Origin of the sequence: Mariniflexile aquimaris (assembly GCF_042676825.1) — a bacterium.
Taxonomy (GTDB): Bacteria; Bacteroidota; Bacteroidia; order Flavobacteriales; family Flavobacteriaceae; genus Mariniflexile; species Mariniflexile aquimaris.
Genome location: NZ_JBHTIB010000012.1, coordinates 244,487 through 270,914, shown reverse-complemented (window position 1 = coordinate 270,914; position 26,428 = coordinate 244,487). Strand labels below are relative to the sequence as shown.

The following is a 26,428-nucleotide window of genomic DNA, read 5'->3' as shown; positions in this document are numbered from 1 at the left end:
ATAGGGTAAAATGTTTTGAGCTACAACGTACATTTCTAACTATAATTTATTTTTATTGACTTCATAAAACTGCCTTACTCTTAGTACTGCCTTTTCTAGATTATTATCTATTAATAACCAGATTTCGTGCTATTGCAACCAAAAACTATAAACAGACTTATATATAAAAAGAGCGTTTTCATTTTATTTAACTTCCAGAAGCAGGACTTCTTCAGACGCTAAATTGAATTCGTTTTTAAGGCTATTTTCAGTCATTAAATTTTTGACTGAAACTTGCGCGCCCGATTTTAATGATAGCTTAATCTTAGCTGTGTCATGACCCACATTCAATAAATTCACCAAATACGATCCGTTTTCTTGTTTCACGACTCTAGAAATAATTGTTTTAAAATCTTTTCCGTTATCGGATTCAACAATGACATCTGGCATAATATCTACAACTTCTGCCAAAGCCTTTTCTTTAATTTTGGTAATATCAGCATGCTCTAAAAAGATAAGCTTGCCTTTACCCGCAGTTAGTTTCTTGCTTCGCTTTTTACCATATTCATTCATAGATAAACTTTCCTTAGAATCAATGATTACCTTTCCACCTTTATTCAGGTAAGACTGCAAAGCTTCAAACTCAGCATCGGTGACATACTTCGTTTTGTAAACCACAACCGTATTCCAGGAATTATTATCTTGTTTTTCGATGATGTTTTTAGTTACAAATCCTAGCGGTAAACCTTCGAAAAACAAGGATTTATAAAGTTTGCCCGTTTGGGTCATATAATCTTCTGAGTTGATGGCAGAAGTTTCGGAATAAAAAAGTCGCAACGGACGAGGTTGTTTACGCAAAGCGATAATTTCTTCGGAAAATGAATTCAAATCAAACATTACCTGAGTTACTTCATTTGTAATATGAGGTTGCATATTGTTAGAACCTGCATAGGCACCTCCCAAACCTGGGTCGAAAAAGTTTAAATCGCCTTCCAATCGATCTTCTGGCGAACCGTCAGGGTCTCTTGCCCAGAACCAACCTGTATTGGCATCCATACCCATTAAAGTCGCTAACCAATATATACTTCGTACATAGCTTGTACGCATATCTAATTTTCTATATTGGCCTGATGACAGAAAGTGCGATTCTGAATTAAAATTAATTTTATCAGGACTAACCGACTCTAAAAAGTCGTGTAAAATGGCCATTCCATCCCATTTGTAAGCATAATCTTGATGCCAATCTGAATTGATATGATCACGAAAACTTGGGTCGCCCAAAGCTTTTGCATCGTGACCAATCATGGTAGTTAATTCGGTAAGTGCTTCGAAATCCATACCATGAGAGCGCGAATCTTCATAAAACGACCGAGGCCATAATTTTATATGGGTGTCTGCATCCGGATTCACGGAGTGCAAATTATCTTGCATAAATGTAAACCAAGAAGTGGTTCTATGCATGTGATAACGATTCCAATCGTACCAAATGGGTTTACCTCTTAATGCCGTATCCATTGGAATTTCAATTTGAACGGTATCGAAGCTTTTAAATGTTTCACCCCAATTAGCATTCAGGTCTTGAATTTTATTATTGTATTTGCTTTTTAACCAAGACCTAAAATTATTCAAAGTATATGAAGAAATTCCATGCATTTCATCATAATTATACGTCCAAAAATCTTTTTCCGAATACCAATGTGGCTCGTTTGCAAAAACAAAACCGAGTTCTGTAACCTTTTTACCCTTTGTTAATTCTCCGGTGTGACGGATAATTTTACCCCATAAATCACGTGCTAAAGGGTTGTCAATATCAAAGCCCGTAAAAAGAGAACGCCCTTTACGAATTTCAGGTTCTTTCTTTTCAACCCATTCTGGAATACCCATGCTCCAATAGTATAAAAACCCGATATTTGTATCTGGTATGCCTGTAAGCTCTTTCATGAGTTCTTCATCAAAGGTACCGTCTTCTTTTAATAAAAAGGAGTTAATGGCACGATCGTGATCTACAGGATATAAATTCTCACCACCATGATATAAAGCCCCTAAATGGTCATTATAAACGTCTGTGTTAGTAAGTGGTTGCCCAACTGTTTTAGAGAAATAATCATAAGGAAAAATGGGTTTGCCATTGCTAACAAACATATTATCTCCAGCTTTTGTATTTTGCCAATCTACTTTATTTACAGGACGCCGTTTAATTTCGCCATTCAGAACTTTTTGTAAATCCTCAATGCCTTTATCTAATATTTGAATGACTTTCTTTCGTTCAAAATCTGGTAATTCTTCAGCCATTTGTTCCTTCTTATCAGTATAATAGCGCTCATACCCAAACAATTTTGCGACAGCTTCTTTATTGTTTTCATCCCAATTGGCAAATTTTAAAAACTCTTTTGAGAACCAAACAACTGTTTCTTCTCGAGTAACATCAATCGATTTTGAACGTGCGTTATCCATTAAAGTTTCCAGCTCGTTTAATTTGGTAAGTGCTGTTTTTTCGAGTGGCGATTGTGCATTACTATTTAAAACAGCACAAATCAGAAATACTCCTAAGATTTTGAATGTTAATAAATTAAATTGATTTTTCATTTGTTTTATTTTAAGTTCCTATCATAAATAATTAACCAAAAAGACTAATTTTCTGTATGATATATTTTGTTTAAAGTCGTTATTTTAAGATTCATTTTTTCTCCATTACTCCATGTTACAAAGGCATTTTCTATTTGTTCACAGGTACCTAAACCCACGTGTAAGTAGGTATTAAAACTATGGGAATATGGTGAGGAAGTTGCGCCAACCACACGTTTGGATGTATTATTACACGCTGCTACTGTTAACACAGCGCCCATAGCGGATGCTTTGCCAGAAGGCGAGTTACCAACATTAACTTGAATGTAATTATTACTTGAATTACTGTTATTGGTAAATAAATGCCATTTCCCACGTTCGTTGGCACAAATAATATCTAAATCGCCATCTTTGTCATAATCGAAAGCATCTGCTCCCATGCCAACAGCACCTAACTCTTTTGTTATGATGCCGTGTGATTCGGAACGGATAAACTTTTTACCACCCTGATTTAATAACAAAATTTGCTTGGTTTGTTTAGAAGGGTTGCCATAACGCAACACAAATATATCTGACCAACCATCGTTATTGAAATCTCCAACGGCCGAACTGCTTGTTTGTTCTTGAATATCAATACCAAACTCAGCAGTAACATCAAAAAAAACACCACCTCGATTTTCCAATAATTTAGCTGGCATATCTTCAAGCGCAATTACTTCTGGTTTAGAAACCACGTTATGAATGACCGCTGATGTTGGCGAATTCGTTTCACCAGCAACACGCCATAAACCATTTCCTAAGTAGCCTATATACAAGCCTCTTTTTGTAGTATCTTCTGGCCAACCTTGGGCTTCTTCGGGTGTTATTTTAACATCATGATGCCCGTGTTTATCTTCTTTACGTTGCCATAAATGCTTTTTTGAGCCAATAAACACATCAAAATCCGGAAAAGCCATTTGAAGATTCTCCATAATAAAATCGCCTTCAATTTTTAAATTATCGTATAAAAAAGGCTTCATTCTTGCGAAAAAATAAAATGCTTTGGTAGCTTTATCATAATCACTTTCATAACCAAAAGGTTCTCTAGAACGTGTTAAAAACAAGTCCATATCACCATCATTATCAAAATCGATTTCAGAAATACTATTGACTTGATTTGTTTTAGAAAGAGCTCCCAGCACTTCTTTGGATACATCTGTAAAACTAAAATTACCTTCACTTTTAGCCACTATCATATTATTACAGCCATAAAATAGGATATCGGAAATACCATCATTATTAAAATCAGTAATAGTAGAACGCATTCCAAAACGATCGGCATGTGGTAAATAATCGATAAACTTAAATGATAATGCCCCTTCATTTTTATACAAAAAATGAGCATGACTTAGTAAATTGTTTGGGGGGAATGCCGTTGTAATTAGATCTAGAACCCCGTCGTTATCTACATCTACCAATTTTGCTGCACGACCACGACTGCCTTCAAAATGAGCAAAGGCATCTCCACCACTAATAGTACGGTCTGGCTTAACTTGAAAGCTTATAGGTTTACTAGGTTTTTCACCATTTCCTCCTCCTGGTTGAACAATAACATCCAAATTACCATCTTGATTATAATCTGCGACAGCAATACCATGTGTATCTCCAAAAATGAAAGGTTCACCTTTTACAAAAGTGCCTTTATTATTCCAGTATAATTCTACACGACGCGAATGCTCTGTTAATAGCAAATCCAAATAACCATCTTGATCTAAATCTGCAATTACTGCATTATCAAATTTTCTGCGAGAGCGGTCTTCAAATTGAATAACGCTTGGATTTTCAAAAAAAAGTGTTTCAGAATTTGATTGAGCAAAAACACCAAAACTCCAAATAATTAAGAAATATCTACTCACTGTACTTATTTTAGAATGGCTAATTAAAAACATTATTACGTGCTTTCACATAGACATTTTACCCAACCCATAATTGATTTTACCTTTATTCATTAATCTTATATTCGATTCTAAACTTTGAATGATTTCTGGGTAAAATACCTTTAACATAGGGTAATCTTAAGGAAGTAACTTTTATTTAAAACTTCGTAATTTGAAGGACTATTTACTATCTCATTTTAAATTTTCACATCATGGCAAGCAAACATTTTATTACACTGATACTTTTATCGTTCTTAATTTCTATCAGCGGTTATTCACAAAACAAAAAACAACCTAATATTTTATTTATTGCCGTTGATGATTTACGTGCCGAATTAGGTTCGTATGGTTCTAATATTGTAAAATCGCCTAACATAGATAAATTAGCGAGTAATGGCATTCAATTTAATCGTGCCTATTGCCAGCAAGCCATTTGTGGACCATCGAGAGCAAGTGTTATGACAGGTGCGCGACCAGAAACCATCAATGTGATTGATTTATTTCAAGATTTTCGAGACAACCGACCAAGCATAGTTACTATACCTCAGCATTTTAAAGAAAATGGCTATGAAACTGTTTCTCTTGGAAAGGTTTATCATGGATCTTACACCGACGATGAAATGTCTTGGAGCCGTAAACCTATAAAAGTAAAACGCGATGCCAATGTGCCGGAAATTGAGGGTGGGTATGCACTTCCTGAAAGTCAATTGATGTACTTAAAAAACAAAATTGCTTTAGAAGCCAAATATGGCGAAAAGTTAATACGTGAAAATTGGTTGGATAAAGGTCCTGCCCTAGAAGCTGCCGATGTTCCAGACGAAACTTACGATGATGGCTACAATACACTTTCGGCCATTGCAACGCTTAATGATATGGTTAAAAAAGGTGATAAGCCTTGGTTTCTTGGATTAGGATTTAAAAAACCGCATTTAGACTGGATTGCACCTAAGAAATATTGGGATATGTATGATGAATCTCAAATCCCAATTGCCACACAAGTGAATCCTCCTAAAGATGGCGCTGCTATTGGCTTATCTGAATCTTTAGAGTTACGTGTATCGGCAGACATCCCAAAAACAGGGAATTTAAGTCCGGAATTGCAACGAAAATTAAAACATGGTTACTATGCTTGTACCAGCTATATCGATGCCCAAATAGGTAAAATGATTCAGGCTCTAAAAGATGCTGGTCAGTATGAAAACACGATTATTGTCTTGTGGTCGGACCACGGTTTTAATCTAGGTGAAATGGGCTATTGGGGAAAAGCTACCAATTATGAAATAGCTACGCGTGTACCGTTTATTATTTCGGCTCCAGGTGTTACCGATAGAACGAAGGGGCAAACATCGGATGCCACCGTAGAGTTGGTTGATATATTCCCAACACTTTGCGATTTAACTGGTTTAAGCAAACCCAATCATTTAGAAGGCCAAAGTTTAGTGCCTTATCTTAAAAAACCAACGACAAAATCTAAAAAACCAGCGTTTAGTGTTTTTCCATCACCTGCATTGCGCGAATGGGCTGCAAGACCGTTTACAGCTCCTTTTAGAACGACTTTCTTTATGCCATTAATTGAAAAAATTGAAACCAAAGTTGCAAACCAAATGGGTGATAAATGGGATAGAAAAACCTTTGAGCAGTTTGTTATGGGTTACGCCATGCGAACAGATAATTACCGATTGATTATTTGGAAAGACAGAAGACGCCCCAATGACACACCACTTTATATGGAGCTATACGACCATATAAACGACCCATACGAAACGGTGAATATTGCCGTACAAAACCCTAAAGTTGTGAATGAACTTGTTTCGTTATTTGATAAAACGTATTAAATAAGTAATTTCAAAAAGTGATTAAACAAAGAGTTGTTTAATTGAAAATTATATAAATCTAAAATAAAAATAAACAGAAATAAATTATCTTTTATTTCTGTTTATTTTATCTGATTGTCCGTAATCTATAACTATCGGGAGCTGTAGAAATCAAATTTGTTGAATAACTTCTTTATTGCACTCGAAGTGATATCAGACTATAAAAGTAATAGCGAATACGAATTATTTTATCACCAATTTTTTAGTTAGCGTAGTATCATTAATATTCATCTTTATCAGATAAGTACCTTTTGTTAGATTTAGTTGTGTAGTATTGATTTTAACTTCATCCTTTTCAAAATAGTTGTTTGAGAACACCTTTTTACCCAATACATTATAAATATCTAATGCTATATTTGATATTATTGGAAATTCAATGGTTATAATCCCATCTTCATTACTTAATGGATTCGGATACATTTTAATATTGTTTGCAAATTCAAAAGAATTAACTGATAAAGGCGGACAATTATTTGTGTTCACCTGGTGGTTATCCCTTGAAATCACCAAGGAAATAGACCAATTAAACCCTGTTGCTTTACTCTGTAGCTCGCTTGATGTTGGAACGTTTACACTATAATATCCGTTGCCTACGGCACCACTGGTAGTACTAGCCCGATAAAGTAAAGGAGATATGGATGGCCCTAGATGATATGTTTCCATATCGGGAATAGGATTTGGTCTTAAAATAGCTGGATTCATTCTTAATACACATGGCACCCATGGATGAACCCCTTGTTTCACCTGCGCATCTGTACCATAACTGGTGGTAACATCTGTTATTCTTGAATCTGGATCGAAAGTTCCAATCGTACTTAAATAAGCTTTATCAATACGTACCCCAGCCATACAACCATTCGCTTCAATTTTTTGCACATCTACCCAACCATTAGTAGCATCCCAAGGTTGTAGCATCACTGCTGCATTTCCATCGGTACATTTAATATTATATCCAGATATTTCAGACATTCTTGCAACACTTAATGGAATTTGTCCTCCTGAAGCGCTTACATCATCACTTTCTAAACGGAGTGTAACGCCACCTCTTAAGGATGTTAAATCTTTAAACAGCAATCGGTCGCCTGTTCTTACCTGAACTACCCCATAACCACCATGCGCATTTTGAGCGGTTAAATTTTTAATCAAACCTTTAACAGGTCCTGTCCAAATATTATTTCGTTTACTTGCAGAACAATTTAAAGTGGCATGTATGGTACCATTGTCGTCAACAAATGCGTCTGCAACCATAAAATTTTCAGCTTCCTTTACATTGAATGGGGTAATTCTAGTTTCCTTTGCCAAATGCGTTAAATCTACTTTAAACTGACCGCTTATAGCTCTAATACTAACATTAGAAGACTTAACCGATGTATAGCCAATTCGGAAAATAGACAAATTAGGAAGACTATTAACATCCCCTGTTTCATATGGTTTAACAATGGCAAGCGGGTCGAACATTAAATGAACATTAGACTTTAATTGAATTTCATTGAATTCCCAAGTTCCTGCCGGAATCGTAATAACACCTCCGCCAAGACCTGTTAAGGTATTTATAGCTGTTTGAAGGGTTGATGAATCGTCACCAGCATTATTTACCAAAGTTATTCTTTGTCCTACCGGATAACTACCAGAATCATCTGTAAAAAAATCGCTTTCTAATCGAGCTTCTGGTAATACCGATGGTGCATCAACTTGTGCTATTCCAGACATTGAAAATAATAACGTGATTACTAGTATGATTATATTTTTCATGGTTTCAGTTTTAATTCGAACAACTAACTTTTTATTTCAATTTTTAGAGAAATAAAAAAACTCAATAATTTATATAACAAATAAAACACATTAGACCTTTTTCAAAACCATTAAAATTATCCAATCCTAACTGAATTTTATCCAATAAATAATTAGTCCTTTTGACAAAAATTTAATAGAAAGAAATATATTTTATTACTCAGGAAATAGAAAAATCCAGTTTAAGAAAACAATCTTAACCTGGATTTATCATTATAAAATTACTAAAAATCTGTTAATCTTTAATTGGCGCCATCATTTGTAACATTTCTTTATTCACCAATTCTGGCGTTCTGTACCGGTCCATTCTATCTAAATCGTACTTCTCAAATTCTCTTTTTAGCATCCACATGGGGCGGGCTAATGTTAATTCCCAGCTAAATAATTTTTTATACATGCTACGTACACGTTCAGGATACTGAGTTGCTAAATCATGTTGCTCGGTGATATCTTTTGATAAATCGTAAAGCTCTGCAGGTCTATCAGGAAAACGAATCAATTTCCAATCGCCTTCTCTGTATACACCACGATTTTCCTTTTTCCAATATAAAGCTTCATGAGGTCTATTTTTATTTTCTCCTTTCACAAAAGGAATAAGATTTACACCGTCTATATCTTTTAAATCTGAAACATTTCCACCAGCCGAGGCATAAAAAGTTGGCAATAAATCGAATGTACTAACAGGGTAGTCGTATGTTTTATTTCCTTGTAACTGTGCTGGCCAACTTAATAGAAATGGTACTCGTAAACCGCCTTCTAAATGATTGGATTTCGTACCGCTTAAAGGTAAATTAATGGAGGCATTTTTATCTGTTGGTCCACCGTTATCGTTAGAAAATACAATAATGGTATTTTCATAAAGTCCTAATTCTTTTAATTTATCCATCACTTTACCACAAGCACGATCTAAAGCCAATGTCATAGCCGCTACTTCTTTGCGAGTTCCTCTTAGATTAGGAAATTTTGCTAAATCCTCTGGTGTTGCTTCCATAGGTGTATGCACCGCATTAAATGCTAAATAAATAAAAAATGGTTTATCCTGATTTCTCTCTATAAAAGACACCGCTTTATCTGCAAAAATATCTGTAGCATAGCTTTTAGGTTCTTCAAAATTTCCAAATCCACTTTCCATTCTTTTATCTAAATGACCATCGGGTATTTCTGGATAGGCAAAATAACTTCTATCGCCACCTCTAAACCCATAAAACTCATCGAAACCTCTTTTTAATGGATGAAAACGATCGGCGTTACCTAAATGCCATTTACCTATCATGGCGTTGGTATACCCTTGCTTTTTCAAATAATCGGCCATAGTAACTTGGTCTAATGGCAATCCCATATCATCATCCAAAAACTTGGAACTTTCACTCATGTATCCAGGCACATTTATTTCTTCATAACCAAAACGTTGTTGGTATTTCCCTGTCATTAATCCAGCACGCGAAGGTCCACAAACCGCATCGGTAACATAACCCTGTGTAAATTTAACACCACCTTGTGCTAGCTTGTCTAAATTCGGCGTTTTCATGATTTTACTCCCATGAAACCCAAAATCGGCATATCCAGCATCGTCAGAAAATAAGAAAATAATGTTGGGTTGTTTTTGAGCTTCAGCCTTGATTTGAAAAACCAAAAATAGCATCACTACTAATATTCGTATCATTCTATATTTTAATTTGAATTCCATTTCTTTTACCAGATTACCGGCATAAATACAGTCATTTCTGCTTGTCCTCTATTGCTCCAAGCAAAATAGGGTACTAATTGCGTTTTATAGGATTTAAATTGAGGCGTTGTAACGGTTTGGTACATATCGTTATTTTTACCAGACCTTAATAAAAGCTCTGTTTCTACCACAGTAACACCGCCTAAAAAGTCATTTTTATGAACAGCGTTAAGTGTGCCATTACCTTTAAAATACACGTCTAAAATAGAAACGTCTTTTGGTAAATCTGGAGTTTCTATACAATATACAATTGGCCCTCGTTTAATTGCAACCTGATTTCTAACCTCTTCAATTCGGTTGTGACCTTCCAATAATGTAACTTCCATAGGCATATCTAAAGTAATCACATCACCTGCTTTCCAAACTCTATTGATTGTAGCAAAATTACCCGGGGTAACTTCAACAGCTACGGCTTCACCATTTACTTTTAGTGTACTTCCCACAGCCCATTTAGGTATACGGACTTTTATGTCGAACGCGGTGTTTTTACATTCATTTACAGTAATTTTCACGAGTCCTTTCCAAGGATATTCAGTGTCTTGTGAAAGTTTTAAAGGCGATCCATCCAACATGGTGGTATCTAAATTATTACCTCCAAACAAAACAACTGCCACACCGTTTTCGGATAAATTATATGCCCACCCTGAAGATTTACAAATAGTTCTTACTAAGTTTGGCGGACAACAAAAACACTCTAAATACGGTTGTCTTACGGGGCTTTCAGTAACATCTTTATGAGCATCATAATTTCTGGTATTATTAACCATACGTAACGGATTCGAATAGAAATAATCTTTTCCTTCTACACTTATTCCTGATAAACCACTGTTGTATAAAACAAGCTCAATAATATCTGCGTATCTCGACTCCTCTTTGATGGCCATCATTCTACTACTAAACATAGCGTTACATAAGTTAGCACAGGTTTCGTTATAGGCGGTCATATTTGGCATCATATAAGCGTCGATAAACCCTTCTTCAATCATATCTAAGCTGGTTGAAGCACCATAATGCGCTTGACCAACAGCCCCTGTTACATACATTTTTTTGTCGGTAACATTTTCCCAAAGTCGATCTAAGGCATCAATTAGGGCTTTTTCGCCAGTTTCAGCATACACATCTGCAGCACCTGCATAATAATACAATGCTAAAACAGCATGACCAACGGCCTCTTTAGATTCTCTAAAAGGCGTTCTTTCTTGAACCATATCACCTATTGGGTAGCCTATGGTAGTTTCGTCATGTTTTATCTCGTAGGTTCCTCTTCGGTTGATGAACTTTTCGGCAAGTTTTAAATATTTTGAATCTCTAGTAGTTCTATACAATTCCACCAAGCCCATTATTTGCGTTTGGTTAAAACCAAAACGTTGGTAACGCTTGGTTTCTGGCATAAAATACACACATAGTAAATCGGCCATTTTTACTGCAATATCTAAGAAATTACGTTGTCCGGTAATTCTAAAATGTACAGAAGCCGCTATAAATAAATGCCCAAAATTGTACATTTCATGGTATTTTCTGTTCTCAAATCTATCAACACCTTCGGTAATTTGAACGTGTGTATGAATGTAACCATCTTCTTCTTGGGCTCTTCCTATAATGGCAATGTACTCGTCTAATTCTTTTAATAAGGACTCGTTTTTTGTAAGTCCATAAATGTACATTTTGGCTTCCATGAACTTATAAAAGTCGCCATCGTGCCAGTAAAAACCCTTATGTACACCTTCTTTTTCACCAGCAGCAATTTTAAAGTTGTTTAAACCATGACCAATATCGCCACACAATAAATCGCCCATATAAGGAAGCATTTTATCTTCGGCATTCTTTACTTTTTCAGCCCAAAATCCAGAATTCCATTTGCAGTCTCCAAAATTGATACTTTTTAGTTTTACATAAGGACTTTCTGAATTATTGGTGATTGCCTTTTTATGAAAGTTTGAAATAGTACTCATTATTTTAATATTTTAATATTTAGGATACTTCCTGATTATTTTATTTTTTTAATTGCAATATCATCTATAAATAACTTAGGAGCTTTATCCTGTGGTAAATCTTCTTTTCTAAGTTCAATTTTAAGTTGGTCGTCTATAGCAGATGCCATTGGTTTTGAAATTTTAGCTTCCAACGTTATCCATTGCCGACGGGCTAATTTTGATAAATCTTTAAATTCTATATTCAATTTAGGATTTTCAAAACTTACATGAATTTTATCCGCTATTCTTCCTTGATCTAACCAAACTTTCATGGAAAACATGTATTCTCCAGCAGGTATATTAATGGCTCCTTTTGGCGTTAAAATGGATACTTTATCAACTTCAAGTTTTTCGTTTTTACCATATCCTGCAAATTGAAGACTCTCTACACCACTAGCGTACATACCTTCTACAATAGATAAATATTTCGCCGAAGCGTCATCAATCAACCAAAATTTTTGATAATCGTTCGCTTTAGAATCTTCAGGCACCATAGTTAATGGTCTAGGGTTTTCTTCAAATAAAATAGGTCCTTCAAAACCATAAAATGCTTTGTCTTTAGCCAACAAATTATCTGAAGGTTTTTGCCAAACTCTAACATATTCGATTTCAAAATCTACTGGCAATTCTTCTTTATGCGGAAGACCTAACCAAAAGAATATTTCAGAATCTAACCAAATTTCCATTGGGTTGTTCAATACCCAGTCTAAACCTACATCGTCTTGTGTAAAATGATGGACTAATTTTTCGTCTATATATAGTTTCAGGTAATCTTCACCCCATTCTGCGCCATATACATGAAATTCGTCTGCCGTTCTATAAGGTAAATCTTCAGTATGCTGAAAAACATTTGTTGGTCTTTGAGCAGGCGGACTCCAATCATGCGCCGTGGCTAAATACGAATCTGCTCTTATATTTCCTTGTTTTTTAGGATTTCCCATTAATTCGTACACGTCTAATTCCTGTTCGTAACCAATTGCCCAAAAAGCTCCTGTTATGGCTGCGTTACCAACCTTAGATTTTACTTCCATGTACCCATTTAAAAAACGTTTTTTTGAAACAACGGCTGCTGTAGTAACTGGCATTGGCTTACCTTCATATTCTCCATATTTTGAAGTTCCCATGTTGCCATCAGTATAGGTTTCTTGAAAAAACGGGTAATCTGGTTCCCAAGCAGTACGTAATTTAAGTTTTCCATCTTCCACCCTTACATTATGAGGTACAAACTGCGATGGGGCGCGTCCTTTCCAAATATAATAATCGCCATTTTGACCTTCTACAAACCACTTTGTAGTATCGATGGTGGTTCCTTCAAATTCGTCACTAATTTCCTCATTCAATATCCAACCTCCTTTATTTTCTTGATCTGAATAGGGGTAATAAATATTTGCTTTTTGTTGAGATCCTTTAGTTGTTTTAACTTTATTTTGGGCACTGCATCCGAACGCCATAAATAATACCACAAGCAGCATAATTCTTATCGAAATTTTTATTTTTAAATTCATAACCGCTATTTATTTTGAAGTTTAAATTGAATTTCTTCTATCGTCATGTTTTTAGTTTCTATTAAATATTTATATAAAATTATCAACCCAATAGCTACTGTAATGGCATAGAATAGCAAGGTATAACTGATTCCCATAGTTGCTAATTGTTTTGGGAAAAACACCTGTACTAACGAACTTACAATACTTGTAACTAGTGTAAAAAATGGGATTGCAATACCACGAATGGCAATTGGAAAAATTTCTGAAAACAACACCCACATAACTGGCCCTACAGAAAAATGAAATGCCGCTATAAAACTTAGGATTCCTATTAATATTAATATAGCATTAATATCGGCCGCTTTTTGAATTAACACACTTGAATAATTACGGGCATCAACCTCACCAAGCGTTTTTTCTAAGGCGTCTTTAAATTCTATATCACTTTTATACTCTACCCCAACTATTGAATTTAATCTTTCAACATTATTTATACTAGTTAGTTCTGTAACAGCTTCATTAGAGATGGTATATCTTGCCGATTTAAATCCGTAAAAGCAAATGCTTAAGCTTAAAATTATCCAAGCCATTCCCCAAATAATTAACGGTCTACGTCCTAATTTATCTACTAATAATAAGCCTAAAATGGTAAAAATAACACTGGTTAAACCCACCCAAATAGACTGCATAAATGCTGCATCTGAGCCACCACCCAGTTGTTCGAAAACTGTTGGTGCATAAAATAAAATGGCATTGATTCCTGTTGATTGTTGTGCGATGGCAATTGTCATGGCGATAATAAAAGTAACACGCATTTGCTTGCCAAAAATTTGTTTTAATTGTGAAATCAGCGAATGGTCTTGTTCTCCAGATTCCATGCTAATTTTCATTTCATTAATTTGAATAGTTACTTCTTCTTCTGGAATAATTTTTCTAAGGGTGCGTTTTGCATCTTCGGTTTTCCCTTGATACATAAGCCATGATGGACTTCTAGGAATAAAGAAAAGTAATGTTAACCAAATTAAAGCTGGTAGAATTTCAGAACCTAACATCCAACGCCATGTATTTTCTCTAAGACCTAAACTATCTACCCAAGCAGCATCTGAATTTGTAGATTGAATGATTAAATAATTTATAAAATAGGCTGCAGACAACCCTAATACAATATTTATTTGGGTCATGGATACTAATTTTCCGCGCCATTTTGGTGGTGCAATTTCTCCAATATACATAGATGCCACAGAAATGGAGCTAAACGCCAAACCTCCTAAAAACCTAGCGGCTACTAAAGTCCAATAGGAAGGTGCTAATGCCGACCCTACCGCCGAAATTAAATAAAGCGCAGCAATAATTTGTAATGTTTTACGTCTTCCCAAAGAATTACACATACTGCCTGCAAAAAATAATGCTAGTAGCACCCCTATACTTGGAGCACCAACTACAATACCTAGTTGCATAGGGTTTAAAGAAAATTCTTCAGTAATAAATTTTACTGTACCCGATATTAAAGCAGCATCCAAACCAAAAATAAAACCTCCAATTGCAACAATTGTGGCATATGTAAATGCGTTTCTTTTATATGATTTCATAGTTAAATGTTTTATTTAGTTTGGTTAGTTGTTAGTTTTTGTTTCCAATTATTATTTTAGTATTTACAATTTTTATATTTTTTTCGAGAATTTCCCCGTTCGTCCAGGTTACTTTTACTTTTATGTTTTTATCACAAGTCCCAAGTCCGAAATGAACTAAATCATTAAAGCTTAATGAATAAGCTGCTCCTGTCGAACCAACCCGCTTAATTTGTTTATTACCACATGATTGTATTTCCACTAAAGCCCCTAATGCAGTTGCTTTATCAGACATGGAATTTCCAACTTCAATGGTTATGAAATTATTTTTAGATGCATTGTCCAATTCATTTTTAAACAAATGCCATTTGCCTCTTTCGTTACCAATTACTACATCTACTTTTCCATCTAGATTATAATCTAAAGTTTCAACAGCCATTCCTATAGCTCCCAATTCAGTGGAAATAATATTATGGTCTTTTAGAAGCTCAAATCCAGAAACACCTTTATTTAAATAGATTAAAGATTCGTTTTTATGAATTAAATCGCCTCTTTTTATAACTAACAAATCCTGAAGGCCGTTATTGTCGAAATCGGCAACGGACACACCCATAGAATGCTCCATATTTATAAGTCCTTTATCTTTTGTAACATCTTTGAATGCCTTTCCGGTGTTTTCTAAAAGCACATTTTGAAGACCAACAGATTGCTTTGTTTTTGTATAGTTTTCGACGCGATGAACGATTCCAGAGGCTGGTGCCCAAAGAAATCCTGCAATGCGCCATTTATTATTTCCCACAAAACCTATGTACCATCCTTTCTTTTCTTCGTAATTCGTTTTATCGGGAAACCCTAAAGCATCACTATTTACCAATCTTATGTTTTTACCGGAATGTGTTTCACCTTCAAATTCATAATCATATGAAGCTTCGCCAATAAAATAAGTATCGTTGTTTGGCCATTGCGACTGAAAATTTTCGAGGTTTAAAACATCACCAACTTCTAAATCTTCTAATTGAAATTCTCCACGTTTGGTATAGAAACCTAATATTTTTGTTTCTGCATCGTAAAACGCATCTCCTTTATCGAATTCATTGCCTCTGGTAATAAACAAATCGAAATCGCCATCATTATCATAATCTATTTCTACAATACCAGTAACGTCCTCAATTTCATACGGAAATACCTTTTTGGAAACATCAATATATGTTAAATCTCCTTTTCCTTGATACGCCTTCAAGGCACCATTTCCGTAAAGAATAATATCAAATTTATAATCCCCATTAAAATCTGTAATCAGCGTTTTTTGGCCATCGCCTTTTATTGCAGGAATAGTGGAATGCAGTACCAATTGGCCAGCACCATTATTAGAATAAACATAGTTTTCACTTTCACCGTTTTTATCTGAATCTGGAAACGCAAAATTTAGCAAGTCTAAATCCCCATCATTATCGGCATCAAGAAACTTAACCGTTCTGCCTCTCATTGTTTCGAGAGGTGCGTTAAAATCTGGTAATTCTATAAATTCTCGTTGTTTTGTAACTCTAAATAATTTGGAATTTCTTGCATTACTCCCAGAACCTCCTCCGCGAGACATAATTATTTCTAAAACACCATCATTATCAAAATCGCCAACAGAAACACCGTGCAAATCTCCCATAATAATGTCATATGGTTTTGCAAACTTCCCCTTATTGTTCCAGCATACTTGAATGCCGTAACCGTGGTCGTTTATTAATAAATCTGGATAACCATCTTGATCTAAATCTGCGACAACAGGCGCATCCCATTTTCTTAAATTTTTATCTTGTCTGGGAAATTCTTTTATAACCTCTACAAATGCATTTTTACTACTTTGTTTACGTGTTTGAGAAAACCCAAAATTTGAGGCAAACAAAGACATTAAACAAAACGTTAAGCTAGTTATAACTTGGGTATGACACTTATGTACGTAATTAGTAAACATCTATCTTTATGAATTTATGCTGAAATAGAGGTATGTGTTCTGTCGATATTCTCAACGGAACTCTCATTTAATTCTTTAGTTATGTCTTTAAAAGTTTTCATAATAAGTCCTACGTCTACGGCATAAGAAATATATTGAACACCTATATCTCGCCACATTTTAGCTTTTTCGGGAGATTCGGTAAAAGTGCCAACTGCCTTATTATGTTCTTTCGCAAGTTTTACAGCATTTTTCATGCTATTTACCACTTTTTCATGATCAACTTGACCTGGCACACCACAAGATTGCGATAAATCGTAAGGTCCTAGAAAAATCACATCAATTCCATCAACCTTTAAGATTTCAGATAGATTATTAATCCCTTCCATACCTTCAATATGAATGATGGTCATTATAGAATCATTCGCTTTACCAAAATGTTCGCTAGACATGATATTTGTATACTCGGCAGCACGCACATAACGACACATGCCTCGCTCTCCTTTAGGATAAAATTTTGTAGCCTTTACAACTTTCTCTGCATCTAATTTGTTGCAAATTTGAGGCACTTGAATGCATTTTGCCCCGATATCTAATACTCTTAAAATTAAGGTTTCTGAATTTTCGGTAACTCGAACAACTGGCGTGATCCCTTTTGCTTCGGCAGTTCTTATCATGTTTTGAACAGTCTCCACACTAAATGGACCATGTTCCATGTCGATAATTATAAAATTAAAGCCGCTAAAAGCCGCAATTTCTACAATGGCCGGATCTTGTAACTTGCTAAAAGGCCCATAAACGGTTTTGCCTTCTTGAAGTTGTTTTTTCAATGAATTTTGTACCATGGCTAAATTGCAGTTGAAACACGTTTTTTAACTAAATAATCGTCTAATGCAAGATGAGAACAATCATGACCAATACCACTATTTTTAATACCACCATGAGGTAAGTATATCGAGTATTTAACGCCGTTAATCTGAATTTCACCAAACTCTAACTCTTCGGTAAATCTTTCTATTCTTTTGTGATTGTTTGTAAAAATATACGATGCCAAACCAAACTCTGTATCGTTGGCCAGTTCTAAAACTTCGTCGTCTGTTTCAAAAGGCATAACGCCCGCAACCGGACCGAAGGTTTCTTTTCTAAACAAATCCATTTCTGTAGTTATCCCCGAAACTATTGTTGGTTGAATCCAGTTTCCGTTTTCAGGAAACCCTTCAGGAATTTTTCCTCCATACTCTAATTTAGCACCTTTGCTTACGGCATCTTTAACCAAATCGAACATTCTATCTCTATCTTTTCTAGAAACTACAGGGCCCATAAAAACATCGGGGTTTTCTTTAGTTCCAAAACCTATTTTTAATTCTGAAGTTCTTTTTACGTACGCTTTTATAAATTTGTCGTATATATTTTTGTGAACAAAAATTCTATTGGCAGCAACACAAATTTGACCAGAATTTCCGAATTTTAAACCAATGGCTAAATCCAGAGCTTTATCAAAATCGGCATCTTCAAACACAATAAAAGGTGCATTTCCACCCAATTCCATTCCAAGTTTTTTGATTGAAGTTGTACTATCTGCGATAACTTTTTGACCAGTAGCTGTGGAGCCAATCATGGTTAAAACGGCAGGAATTGTACTTGTTGTCATGGGTGTCGCCACTTCAGAACTCGATCCGGATAAAATATTAACTACACCTGCTGGAAAGTTAATATCGTGTAATATTTCGCCAATCATATAAGTAGATAATGGCGATAATTGTGATGGTTTTATGATAATAGAGCAACCTGAAGCAAGCGCAGGACCTAATTTAAAACCTACATTTAACAAAGGAAAATTCCAAGCCAGATACGCAACAGCTACACCGGCAGGTTTTGAAATCATTCTATGCGTATGGGTGTTTTCGTAATCAGGAATTTGTTCTTCACGAAGGTTTTTCATCGCCGCTGGGTACCATTCTAAGGCATTAACAACAGCCTCAATATCTTCGTAAGCACCGGCGTAAGTTTTGCCCATTTCATGCACCATAGCCGTTTTTAATTCATGCTCTTTATTTAATACGGCTGTTCTTAATTTAAGCATCCATTCAGTTCTTTCCGCTAATGACAACTTGGACCAATATTTAAATCCTTTTTGAGCCGATAGTAATGCCTTTTCAGCATCTGCCTTTCCTGCTCTTGCTACTTGTGCAATTACTTCGCCAGTTGCGGGACAAATTACGTCGTCTCTATCGCCACTCGCTGAATCGATTAACTCACCATTAATGTATAATTTTTTATATCCGAAATTTTGGGTTTTCATTGAACTATTTTTTATATTAAACTTTCAATTTGTTCTTTTGATAAAGAAACCTCTTTTAGAAATTCTTCATCAACTTCGATACCTAAACCTGGTCTGTTTGGTACGTCTATCATACCGTCAATCATTTTAATTTTAGGATATGTTAACTTTTCTCTTAAACCGTTTTCAGTTTGATCGAATTCCATTAAAAATTCTGGCTGATACATTCTTCCTGGAATTGATTCTATATTTGAAATAAAGTGTAATGCCACATGAATTCCTATAGCCGTTCCCCAAGTATGTGGTATAATATCTATACCATTTGCGCTTGCTATAGCACTAATTCTTTTAGCTTCTGTTAAACCTCCACAAGCACAAATATCTGGCTGAATTATATCTATGGAATTATGCTTAATTAATTGTTGAAAACCAAATCGTAAATATTCACATTCACCACCAGCAATTGGAATTGTAGTTTTAGATCTCAACTCTCGGTATTGATCGTAAAATTCTGGTGAAATTGGTTCTTCAAACCACCCAATATCATATTTTTCAATTTTTCTAGCAAGTTCGGTAGCTTCTCTTAAGGTATAAGCGTGATTGGAATCAACCATTAATTTAATGTTCTCACCGATAGCCTCTCTAATCATTCTTACCAATTCAACATCACGATCAATACCTAATCCAACTTTCATTTTCATAGCAATAAAACCTTGCTTCACATACATCTTCGCTTCTTCAACCAACCCTATTGAAGGATCTTCATAATTTGTAAAATACAAACCTGTAGCATATGGCCTAATTTTCTTCCTATGAGCTCCACCTAATAAGGTAGAAACTGGCAACCCTAAAATTTTACCTTTCAAATCCCAAATAGCAATGTCGATGGCACTTACAGATGCCATTAAAACACCTCTTCGAGAAAAATCTAAAGTTTTACGATACATTTTATTCCAAATCACTTCATTTTCTAAAGGATTCTCACCTATTACAAAAGGCGCTATTAATTTAACCCCTTCCTGAAGTACAGCTGCAGGCCCATAACCTTCTCCCCAGCCAAATTGACCGTTAGATGCGGTTATTTTAACAACACAAATACACCTTTCAGCATATTCCCATTGTGAAAAGAAAAAGCTTTTTGACAACTTATCTTTTAGTACAAACGTTTCGATTTTTTCGATTACCATCTTTTAATGTATTATTTTAAAAAAATATTATCTTAATATCACTATTAAAATATCTTTAAAATAGTGATATTCTAATATGGTACTAAAATACCCTATATACCGTTTTTATTAGCGCTATAAATTACCCTAGAGATAATCTATTTTACCTAATTACTTATAATACTATAATTATTGAGATAACTTCAAGGTAATGAAAAGTAAGTTTAGATTTTAATAATTTTATCTTCTGCTTTTGGCAATACCCTTATTGATTGTATTTTAATTTTTTTAGAATAAAAAAAATACCGAAGGCTGATCCTTCGGTATTTTATAAAATATTCTAAAATTATAAATTGGCACTTAGCTATTAAGTAAATCTTTAATAACCATCATTTTGTAGCATTGCTGGAGCTTTTTCTACTTCAGTAGCTGGAATTGGTAAATAATACTGTCTTCCAAACCAAGGTCTTGTAACAACGGTGTATTCTGTGAAACTATAAACATCTGCAGCAGTTTTAGTCCACTTCAATCCTTTTACATCAAACCCTAAATTAGCTTCGTTCATCCATCTTCTTTCATCGAAGAAATTATGGCCTTCAAAACAAAGTTCTATGCGTCTTTCTTTCTTAATTGCTTCTAAAAGATCTGTACCACTAGCTGTAACGGCTGGTTGTAATGCTCTTGTAACCACTTTATTTAAAAACTGACGTGCCGTTGCTTCTTGTCCGCCAACGTGATATAAAGCTTCAGCATAATTTAAATAAACTTCTGCCAAACGATATAAGATATATGGACGTTGAGGTGAAACAGCTGTTAATGCTACACTTTCATTCTGGAATTTTCTGATGTTATAGCCTGTTTTAGAAGAATGTGCCTGGTTTATCCCAATACCATCAACCAATCCCTTCGGAGAATCTGGTCCATTAAGTTCACTATTCCCAGTAGTTGCAGGTGTTAATAAAGCGTAATCTACAGCACGACCTCTAAACATAGCGCCTTGAAAATTAAGATTTGCATAATATCTCATTTCTCTATTGGCATTAGGGCTTGCTGGATTATAGGTAGAGCCTACCCCACTTGTTTTAGTCCCATCTGCCATATTAAACTCTAATGCAAAATTATGAGTTGGAGACGAAAGCGCCCATCCACCATAACCGCTAGGAGATTGAGTTTGATCCCAAAGTGAATTTACATCTGTACCAAAATCATAATAAGTAGCTCCATAAGGACGAACAAAAATATTATCTTGATTAGGTGTTAAAAACAAGTTTTGATATTCGGTTGCGTTACTTACAGCCATTAAATCTCTGGCACCAACAATATCAATAATTGCTTTTGCTGCATTTGCTGCATCTTGCCATTTACTTGCTTTTGTATAAACATAAAGCGGATCGTTTTTTGGGGCAAAAGCTGGGTCGTGAAGTTTACTGGCAGCGTAAAGTAAAGTTCTTGATTTTACAGCTAGAGCTGCTAATTTAGTTGCTCTACCATATTCTGAATCTGGACGTGTTTCTGGTAAAACAGCCGCTGCTTCGTCAAGATCTTTTACTATAAAAGTTACGCAATCTTCATACGAATCTCTTACAAGATTGAAATTATCATTTAATCCTAAGGCATTTTCTAAAATAGGCACGCCTCCATAAAAACTTATAAGTTTACTATAAATATTGGCTCGTAGAAACTTCATTTCTGCTTTTAACACATTTACTTTATTAGGATTAGCTTGCATTGCTTCACTGTCGTCAATCCTATCGAGAAACTCGTTTATTGATCTAACATAAAACCAATAATTAGTCCATTTTTCTTTAAAAACACCAACGTTAGCCGCGGTCCATCCGGCACGCACTCTATAAAGGTCTAAATCGTTGAAATTAAATTTAGCCTCAAACGATGCTCCTTCGATATTAAAGCGTCTAGACCACCATTGGTTTTTATTCAAACCCCAACTTTCAGTACTATTATAAGCGGTAAATACTAATCGTTCAACTTGGTCGGGGTCGCTATATATAAGATCTTCAGCAAAAGCATCTGATGCCTTAGTATCTAATACATCTTCGCAACTAATTGTCGCAAAAAGTCCGAATGCTACAATTAGATATATAAATTTAAATTTTTTCATTTTTTTCATTTTTATATTTATTAAAAACTAAAGTTTACACCAAAAGTATAGGTCTTAAGTGAAGGGTAAGTTGCGTCTCTAAAATTGTTATAACCCGTTGCTTCTGGATCTAAACCAAGTTTGTATACATCTGAAAACATGGTTAAAAGGTTAAATCCTCTAACAAAAACTTTTAAATCTCCGATTTTAATTTTGTCTTTGCTAAAGCTATAACCAAGTTCGATTTCTTTTAATCTTAAGAATGACGCATCGCGAAGCCAAAAATCGGCACCTTCAAAATTATCTGCATTTCCACTTAAATTGCTGCTGTAAGCATCACCCGCACCAAAAGATCTTGGATACATAGCATTTCTATTGGTTGGAGTCCATCTGTCATTAAATACGTAATCTGGTTTCGCTCCATTTTGATCGAAAAACACTAACATTTCGGCTTTGGCTTGACCTTGAAATAAAAAGTTAAAATTGAAATTTTCATAACTCAAACCACCAGCAATTCCGTACTGGATTTCAGGCACATTAGAAGTGAATTTACGTATTCTGTCTTTTGAATTTATGACGCCATCATCATTTGTATCTAAATAATATGGTTCTCCTTCTACGGTTCCTGCTAATTTAACAGCTGTAGCATCTACCTGTGCTTGGTCTCTAAATATTCCTCCCGTTGGATAAATTACATAAGAATCTAACGGTTTACCTTCACGCTTTAATGCATCGGGCGTGTCGGCTGCTTCTGCTAAATATTTCACTTGATTTTTAGCCTGTGTAAAGTTAAATCCTATATTGTAATCTACTTTTCCAATTTTATCTTTCCATGCCATCTCAAGTTCTAAACCAAAGTTGTTTACTTTCCCAATATTTTCGGCAGGTAAAGTTAAACCAGCAGCATCTGGAATCGCTTCAGCTCTGGTTACTAAAATACCTTCTCTTTTTTGATGGAAATAATTAATATCACCCGAAAGTCTGTTATTTAACACAGTAAAGCTTAGCCCTATATTTTTCATAAAAGCCGTTTCCCATGTTACATCTGGGTTTGGTACATTTGCACTGGTATACCCATTGTAACTGGTTCCTGCTACACCAAAAACATAATAGTTAGGACGCGCTGCATTTACTACACCGCCATAATTATATCGAGTTAAATATTGAAATGGCGTAATTCTATCATTTCCCATTTCTGCGTAAGATGCTCTTAGTTTTAAGGCATTTAACCAACTAACGTTTTCCAAAAACGATTCTTTGTTTATTGCCCAACCTAATGCAACCCCAGGGAATGTTCCAAAGCGTTTTCCAGGGCCAAAATTACTTGAACCATCACGACGTAAAGTAAAATCAACAAAGTATTTTTTCATGAAATCGTAAGAAAATGACCCGAAATAACTTACTGTAGCGGCTTCACTAGAGGATCCGCTAGACTGTTGCCCGTCATCACTTCCTGCAAATAATTCTGAATGATCTGCGGTTGGAAAACCTCTTCTTTGAGCCCAAAAATTACGCGATTTTGAAGTTTGTTGTTCGTATCCTATAAAGCCACTTACAGCATGGTCTTCATTAATCGTTGTAGAATAACGAATAGTTGAATTGAGTAATGTTTCATCGAATTTCCAGAAACTTTCATTTAAAATTCTTTCATTTCCTCGTTGTGAAAAACCAGTGGATGCCAGATATTCTCCTGTCGTGTCATCATAGGCATAAACCGTCCATGGCGTGTACCAGGATTTTTCATCATTGTTCATTCTTCTTACACCCGCATAGCCATTAAAGCTTAATCCTTCAACTAAACTACTTAAATCCCAGTCGTAAGAAAACCTGCTTCTTAAATCATTATCGGTTCTTTTTACAAATCCTGATTCATTACTTGACATAACGTATGGGTTAGCACCGTTTTCGAGTCCAACACCAGATGCTAAACCGTTTGGATAAAGGCCTACCAATGTTGGTTCGTTTGTATATATATGTTTATAGATAAATGATGCTTCAACACCCGGCTCTGTTGTTTTCCCAAATCTTCCAGATAAATCGACACCAATTTTAAAATTTTCGGTGATGTTAATATCTAGATTAGATCGAATTTGATTTTGTTTAAATCCTAAATCACCTGAGGCGTACATTCCTTTTCTATCTGTAACATCTCCACTTACAAAGTACTTAACATTTTCGCTTCCTCCAGAAATTGAAAGAGAAGTTCTTGTTTCGGGTGCAGAATTTGCAAAAGTTAAATCGCCCCAATCTGTATTTGGAAAATTAAGAGGATCGCTACCAGATGCAAAATTATTAATGTCTGCCTGTGTATAAGGAAGAGTTTCACCCTTTCTTTCTGCAATTTCATTATTGTAAATAGCAAATTGCGAAGAACTCATTAAATTTGGTGTTGCAGAAAAGCTAGCCAAACTATAGGTTGTAGAAAGATTAATTTTGGCTTTGCCACTTTTACCACGTTTAGTGGTTACCAATATAACACCATTGGCTGCACGAGTTCCATAAATTGCTGCAGCACCATCCTTCAATATACTAATTGAGGCAATATCTTGAGGTGAAAGCTGTGAAAATGAACCTTGACCTGCTGCAATTCCATCAATTAATATTAATGGGGCATTATTTCCTAAAGTAGATTTACCACGAATTAACAGCGTAATATCGTCGTTGGAACCAGGGTATCCCCCTCTATCTGAAACTATTAAACCAGAAACTTTTCCGGCTAAAGACTTTGCCACATCTTTATTTGAAGTATTTTCAATTTCGGCAGAGTTTATTGTACTTACCGATCCAGTAAGCTCGCCACGTTTTCTGGTGGTATAACCAACAACAACAACTTCATCTAGTTTTGCGGCGTCTTCTTCAAGAATAACATTTACTGTGGCCTTGTTACCAACAACCACTTCTTTTGTTGTGTAACCAACATAAGAAAAAACCAAAACAGCATTTTTAATGTTTGTTGAAATTGTGTAATTACCATCAAAATCTGTAACAGCACCGATTGATGTGCCTTTAACTTGAACATTTACTCCTGGTAATGGCCCATTGGCATCAGAAACCACACCCGAAATACTTTGCTGGAGAATGTCTTTTGAATTGGTATTAGTGTATTCAGTAATTGAGGATGCATTCACCTGATTTATTGTTAAACAAAACAGGAATAATTTTACAACCCACAGCACTTTAAAAGAAAGGAAGTGCCATAAAGTGTTTTTTAAACATTTAATTTTCATATTTTTGATTTGTTAGAGTTAAAATTACCCACGACAATGGGTGTTTACCTTTATATTCATGCGACAACATGAATTTTTACAAGAGAGTGTTTAGGCACTCTCTTTTTGTTTTTCTATTTTTTAGTTTAGTTTTTTAGTTTAGTTTTTTTGTTTTTTATTTCATATTTCGAGTTTTTTAAGGTTGTTTACAATTCCAAATCTTGATTAAATACACCAAAAAATAATGTGTGTATCCATAAATAATTGTTTAACACTAAATTAACACTTATGTTAGTGTTGTAATTGTTGAATATTACCTTTCATTAATATAATATTACCTTATATTAACATATTATTAGATTAACTGTACTGATATTATTAATTCAAAAATTAAAAGATTCTATTTTCTTCTTTTATTCGATTTTTGATAATAAAAAAGCATCTAGAAAAATTCTAGATGCTTCAGTAAAAAAATTTACTAAGATTTATAATTTACACATTTGGTAGTTCATCTCGCATTCTAGCTAAAAATGGTTGAAGTTCACTAAAAGTTTTTCCAGTAATTTCTGAAAGTACTTGATTAAAACTCTTGTTAACTTCGTTTAACTTTGCTTTTTTATCATCACCTTCTGTACTTTTTGAAACTTTCATGTAATCTGTGATATAAGCATTTCGAGCATCTAGTAATTGTTTATGCTGATCTGCATTTAAACCAAACTCTTTAACTGCTGCTTCAACAAAATACTTAATCTTTTTTTCTTGGGTTTTATTCTGTGCAGTCATGCCAGTGAACGACGCCATCAATACAAGTACTAATACTAATTTTTTCATAATTTTTAATGTTTATTGTTTA

The 26,428-nt window shown here is 34.8% G+C and carries 15 protein-coding genes; 1 reads left to right on the top strand and 14 read right to left on the bottom strand.

Going from position 1 to position 26,428, the window contains the following annotated elements:
* Nucleotides 1-183 precede the first annotated feature (183 nt).
* Both ACFQ0I_RS09175 and ACFQ0I_RS09170 read right to left on the bottom strand, forming a co-directional pair.
* Entirely contained in the window at nt 184-2,565 is a 2,382-nt protein-coding gene (locus tag ACFQ0I_RS09175) for a hypothetical protein (protein ID WP_379941503.1), read from the bottom strand.
* A gap of 44 nt (nt 2,566-2,609) precedes the next feature.
* Nucleotides 2,610-4,439: a CRTAC1 family protein gene (locus ACFQ0I_RS09170; protein ID WP_379941501.1), complete on the bottom strand. Its 1,830-nt coding sequence runs from the start codon at nt 4,437-4,439 to the stop codon at nt 2,610-2,612.
* Between the two features lie 233 nt (nt 4,440-4,672).
* Here ACFQ0I_RS09170 and ACFQ0I_RS09165 point away from each other — a divergent pair, with 233 nt between their 5' ends.
* The gene (locus ACFQ0I_RS09165) at nt 4,673-6,295 is read left to right on the top strand and encodes a sulfatase (protein ID WP_379941499.1); all 1,623 of its coding nucleotides are present in this window, start codon (nt 4,673-4,675) and stop codon (nt 6,293-6,295) included.
* Between the two features lie 222 nt (nt 6,296-6,517).
* Here ACFQ0I_RS09165 and ACFQ0I_RS09160 read toward each other — a convergent pair whose 3' ends face one another.
* The 12 genes from ACFQ0I_RS09160 to ACFQ0I_RS09105 all read right to left on the bottom strand — a co-directional run bounded on the left by ACFQ0I_RS09160 (nt 6,518) and on the right by ACFQ0I_RS09105 (nt 26,406).
* Complete coding sequence (locus tag ACFQ0I_RS09160; protein ID WP_379941497.1) at nt 6,518-8,086, bottom strand: T9SS type A sorting domain-containing protein; 1,569 nt, start codon at nt 8,084-8,086, stop codon at nt 6,518-6,520.
* Between the two features lie 274 nt (nt 8,087-8,360).
* The gene (locus tag ACFQ0I_RS09155) at nt 8,361-9,788 is read right to left on the bottom strand and encodes a sulfatase (RefSeq protein ID WP_379941495.1); all 1,428 of its coding nucleotides are present in this window, start codon (nt 9,786-9,788) and stop codon (nt 8,361-8,363) included.
* A gap of 29 nt (nt 9,789-9,817) precedes the next feature.
* Complete coding sequence (locus tag ACFQ0I_RS09150) at nt 9,818-11,803, bottom strand: glycoside hydrolase family 127 protein (protein WP_379941493.1); 1,986 nt, start codon at nt 11,801-11,803, stop codon at nt 9,818-9,820.
* A 35-nt stretch (nt 11,804-11,838) separates the two neighbouring features.
* A complete protein-coding gene (locus ACFQ0I_RS09145) occupies nt 11,839-13,329 on the bottom strand; it encodes a family 16 glycosylhydrolase (protein ID WP_379941491.1) in 1,491 nt (496 codons plus the stop codon).
* Nucleotides 13,330-13,334: 5 nt separating this feature from the next.
* Entirely contained in the window at nt 13,335-14,900 is a 1,566-nt protein-coding gene (locus tag ACFQ0I_RS09140; RefSeq protein WP_379941489.1) for a sugar porter family MFS transporter, read from the bottom strand.
* A 31-nt stretch (nt 14,901-14,931) separates the two neighbouring features.
* Complete coding sequence (locus tag ACFQ0I_RS09135; protein WP_379941487.1) at nt 14,932-16,782, bottom strand: CRTAC1 family protein; 1,851 nt, start codon at nt 16,780-16,782, stop codon at nt 14,932-14,934.
* Nucleotides 16,783-16,859: 77 nt separating this feature from the next.
* On the bottom strand, nt 16,860-17,669 hold the full coding sequence (locus ACFQ0I_RS09130; RefSeq protein WP_379941485.1) for an HpcH/HpaI aldolase family protein: 810 nt from the start codon (nt 17,667-17,669) through the stop codon (nt 16,860-16,862).
* A 2-nt stretch (nt 17,670-17,671) separates the two neighbouring features.
* Entirely contained in the window at nt 17,672-19,126 is a 1,455-nt protein-coding gene (locus ACFQ0I_RS09125; protein WP_379941483.1) for an NAD-dependent succinate-semialdehyde dehydrogenase, read from the bottom strand.
* 11 nt (nt 19,127-19,137) lie between these two features.
* Nucleotides 19,138-20,292, bottom strand: coding sequence for a mandelate racemase/muconate lactonizing enzyme family protein (locus tag ACFQ0I_RS09120; protein ID WP_379941481.1), 1,155 nt, complete (start codon nt 20,290-20,292; stop codon nt 19,138-19,140).
* Nucleotides 20,293-20,650: 358 nt separating this feature from the next.
* On the bottom strand, nt 20,651-22,390 hold the full coding sequence (locus ACFQ0I_RS09115) for a RagB/SusD family nutrient uptake outer membrane protein (protein ID WP_379941479.1): 1,740 nt from the start codon (nt 22,388-22,390) through the stop codon (nt 20,651-20,653).
* A gap of 20 nt (nt 22,391-22,410) precedes the next feature.
* Nucleotides 22,411-25,497 (bottom strand): SusC/RagA family TonB-linked outer membrane protein, encoded by a 3,087-nt coding sequence (locus ACFQ0I_RS09110; protein WP_379941477.1) that lies wholly within the window; start codon nt 25,495-25,497, stop codon nt 22,411-22,413.
* 570 nt (nt 25,498-26,067) lie between these two features.
* Nucleotides 26,068-26,406, bottom strand: coding sequence for a hypothetical protein (locus ACFQ0I_RS09105; RefSeq protein WP_379941475.1), 339 nt, complete (start codon nt 26,404-26,406; stop codon nt 26,068-26,070).
* Between the last annotated feature and the right edge of the window lie 22 nt (nt 26,407-26,428).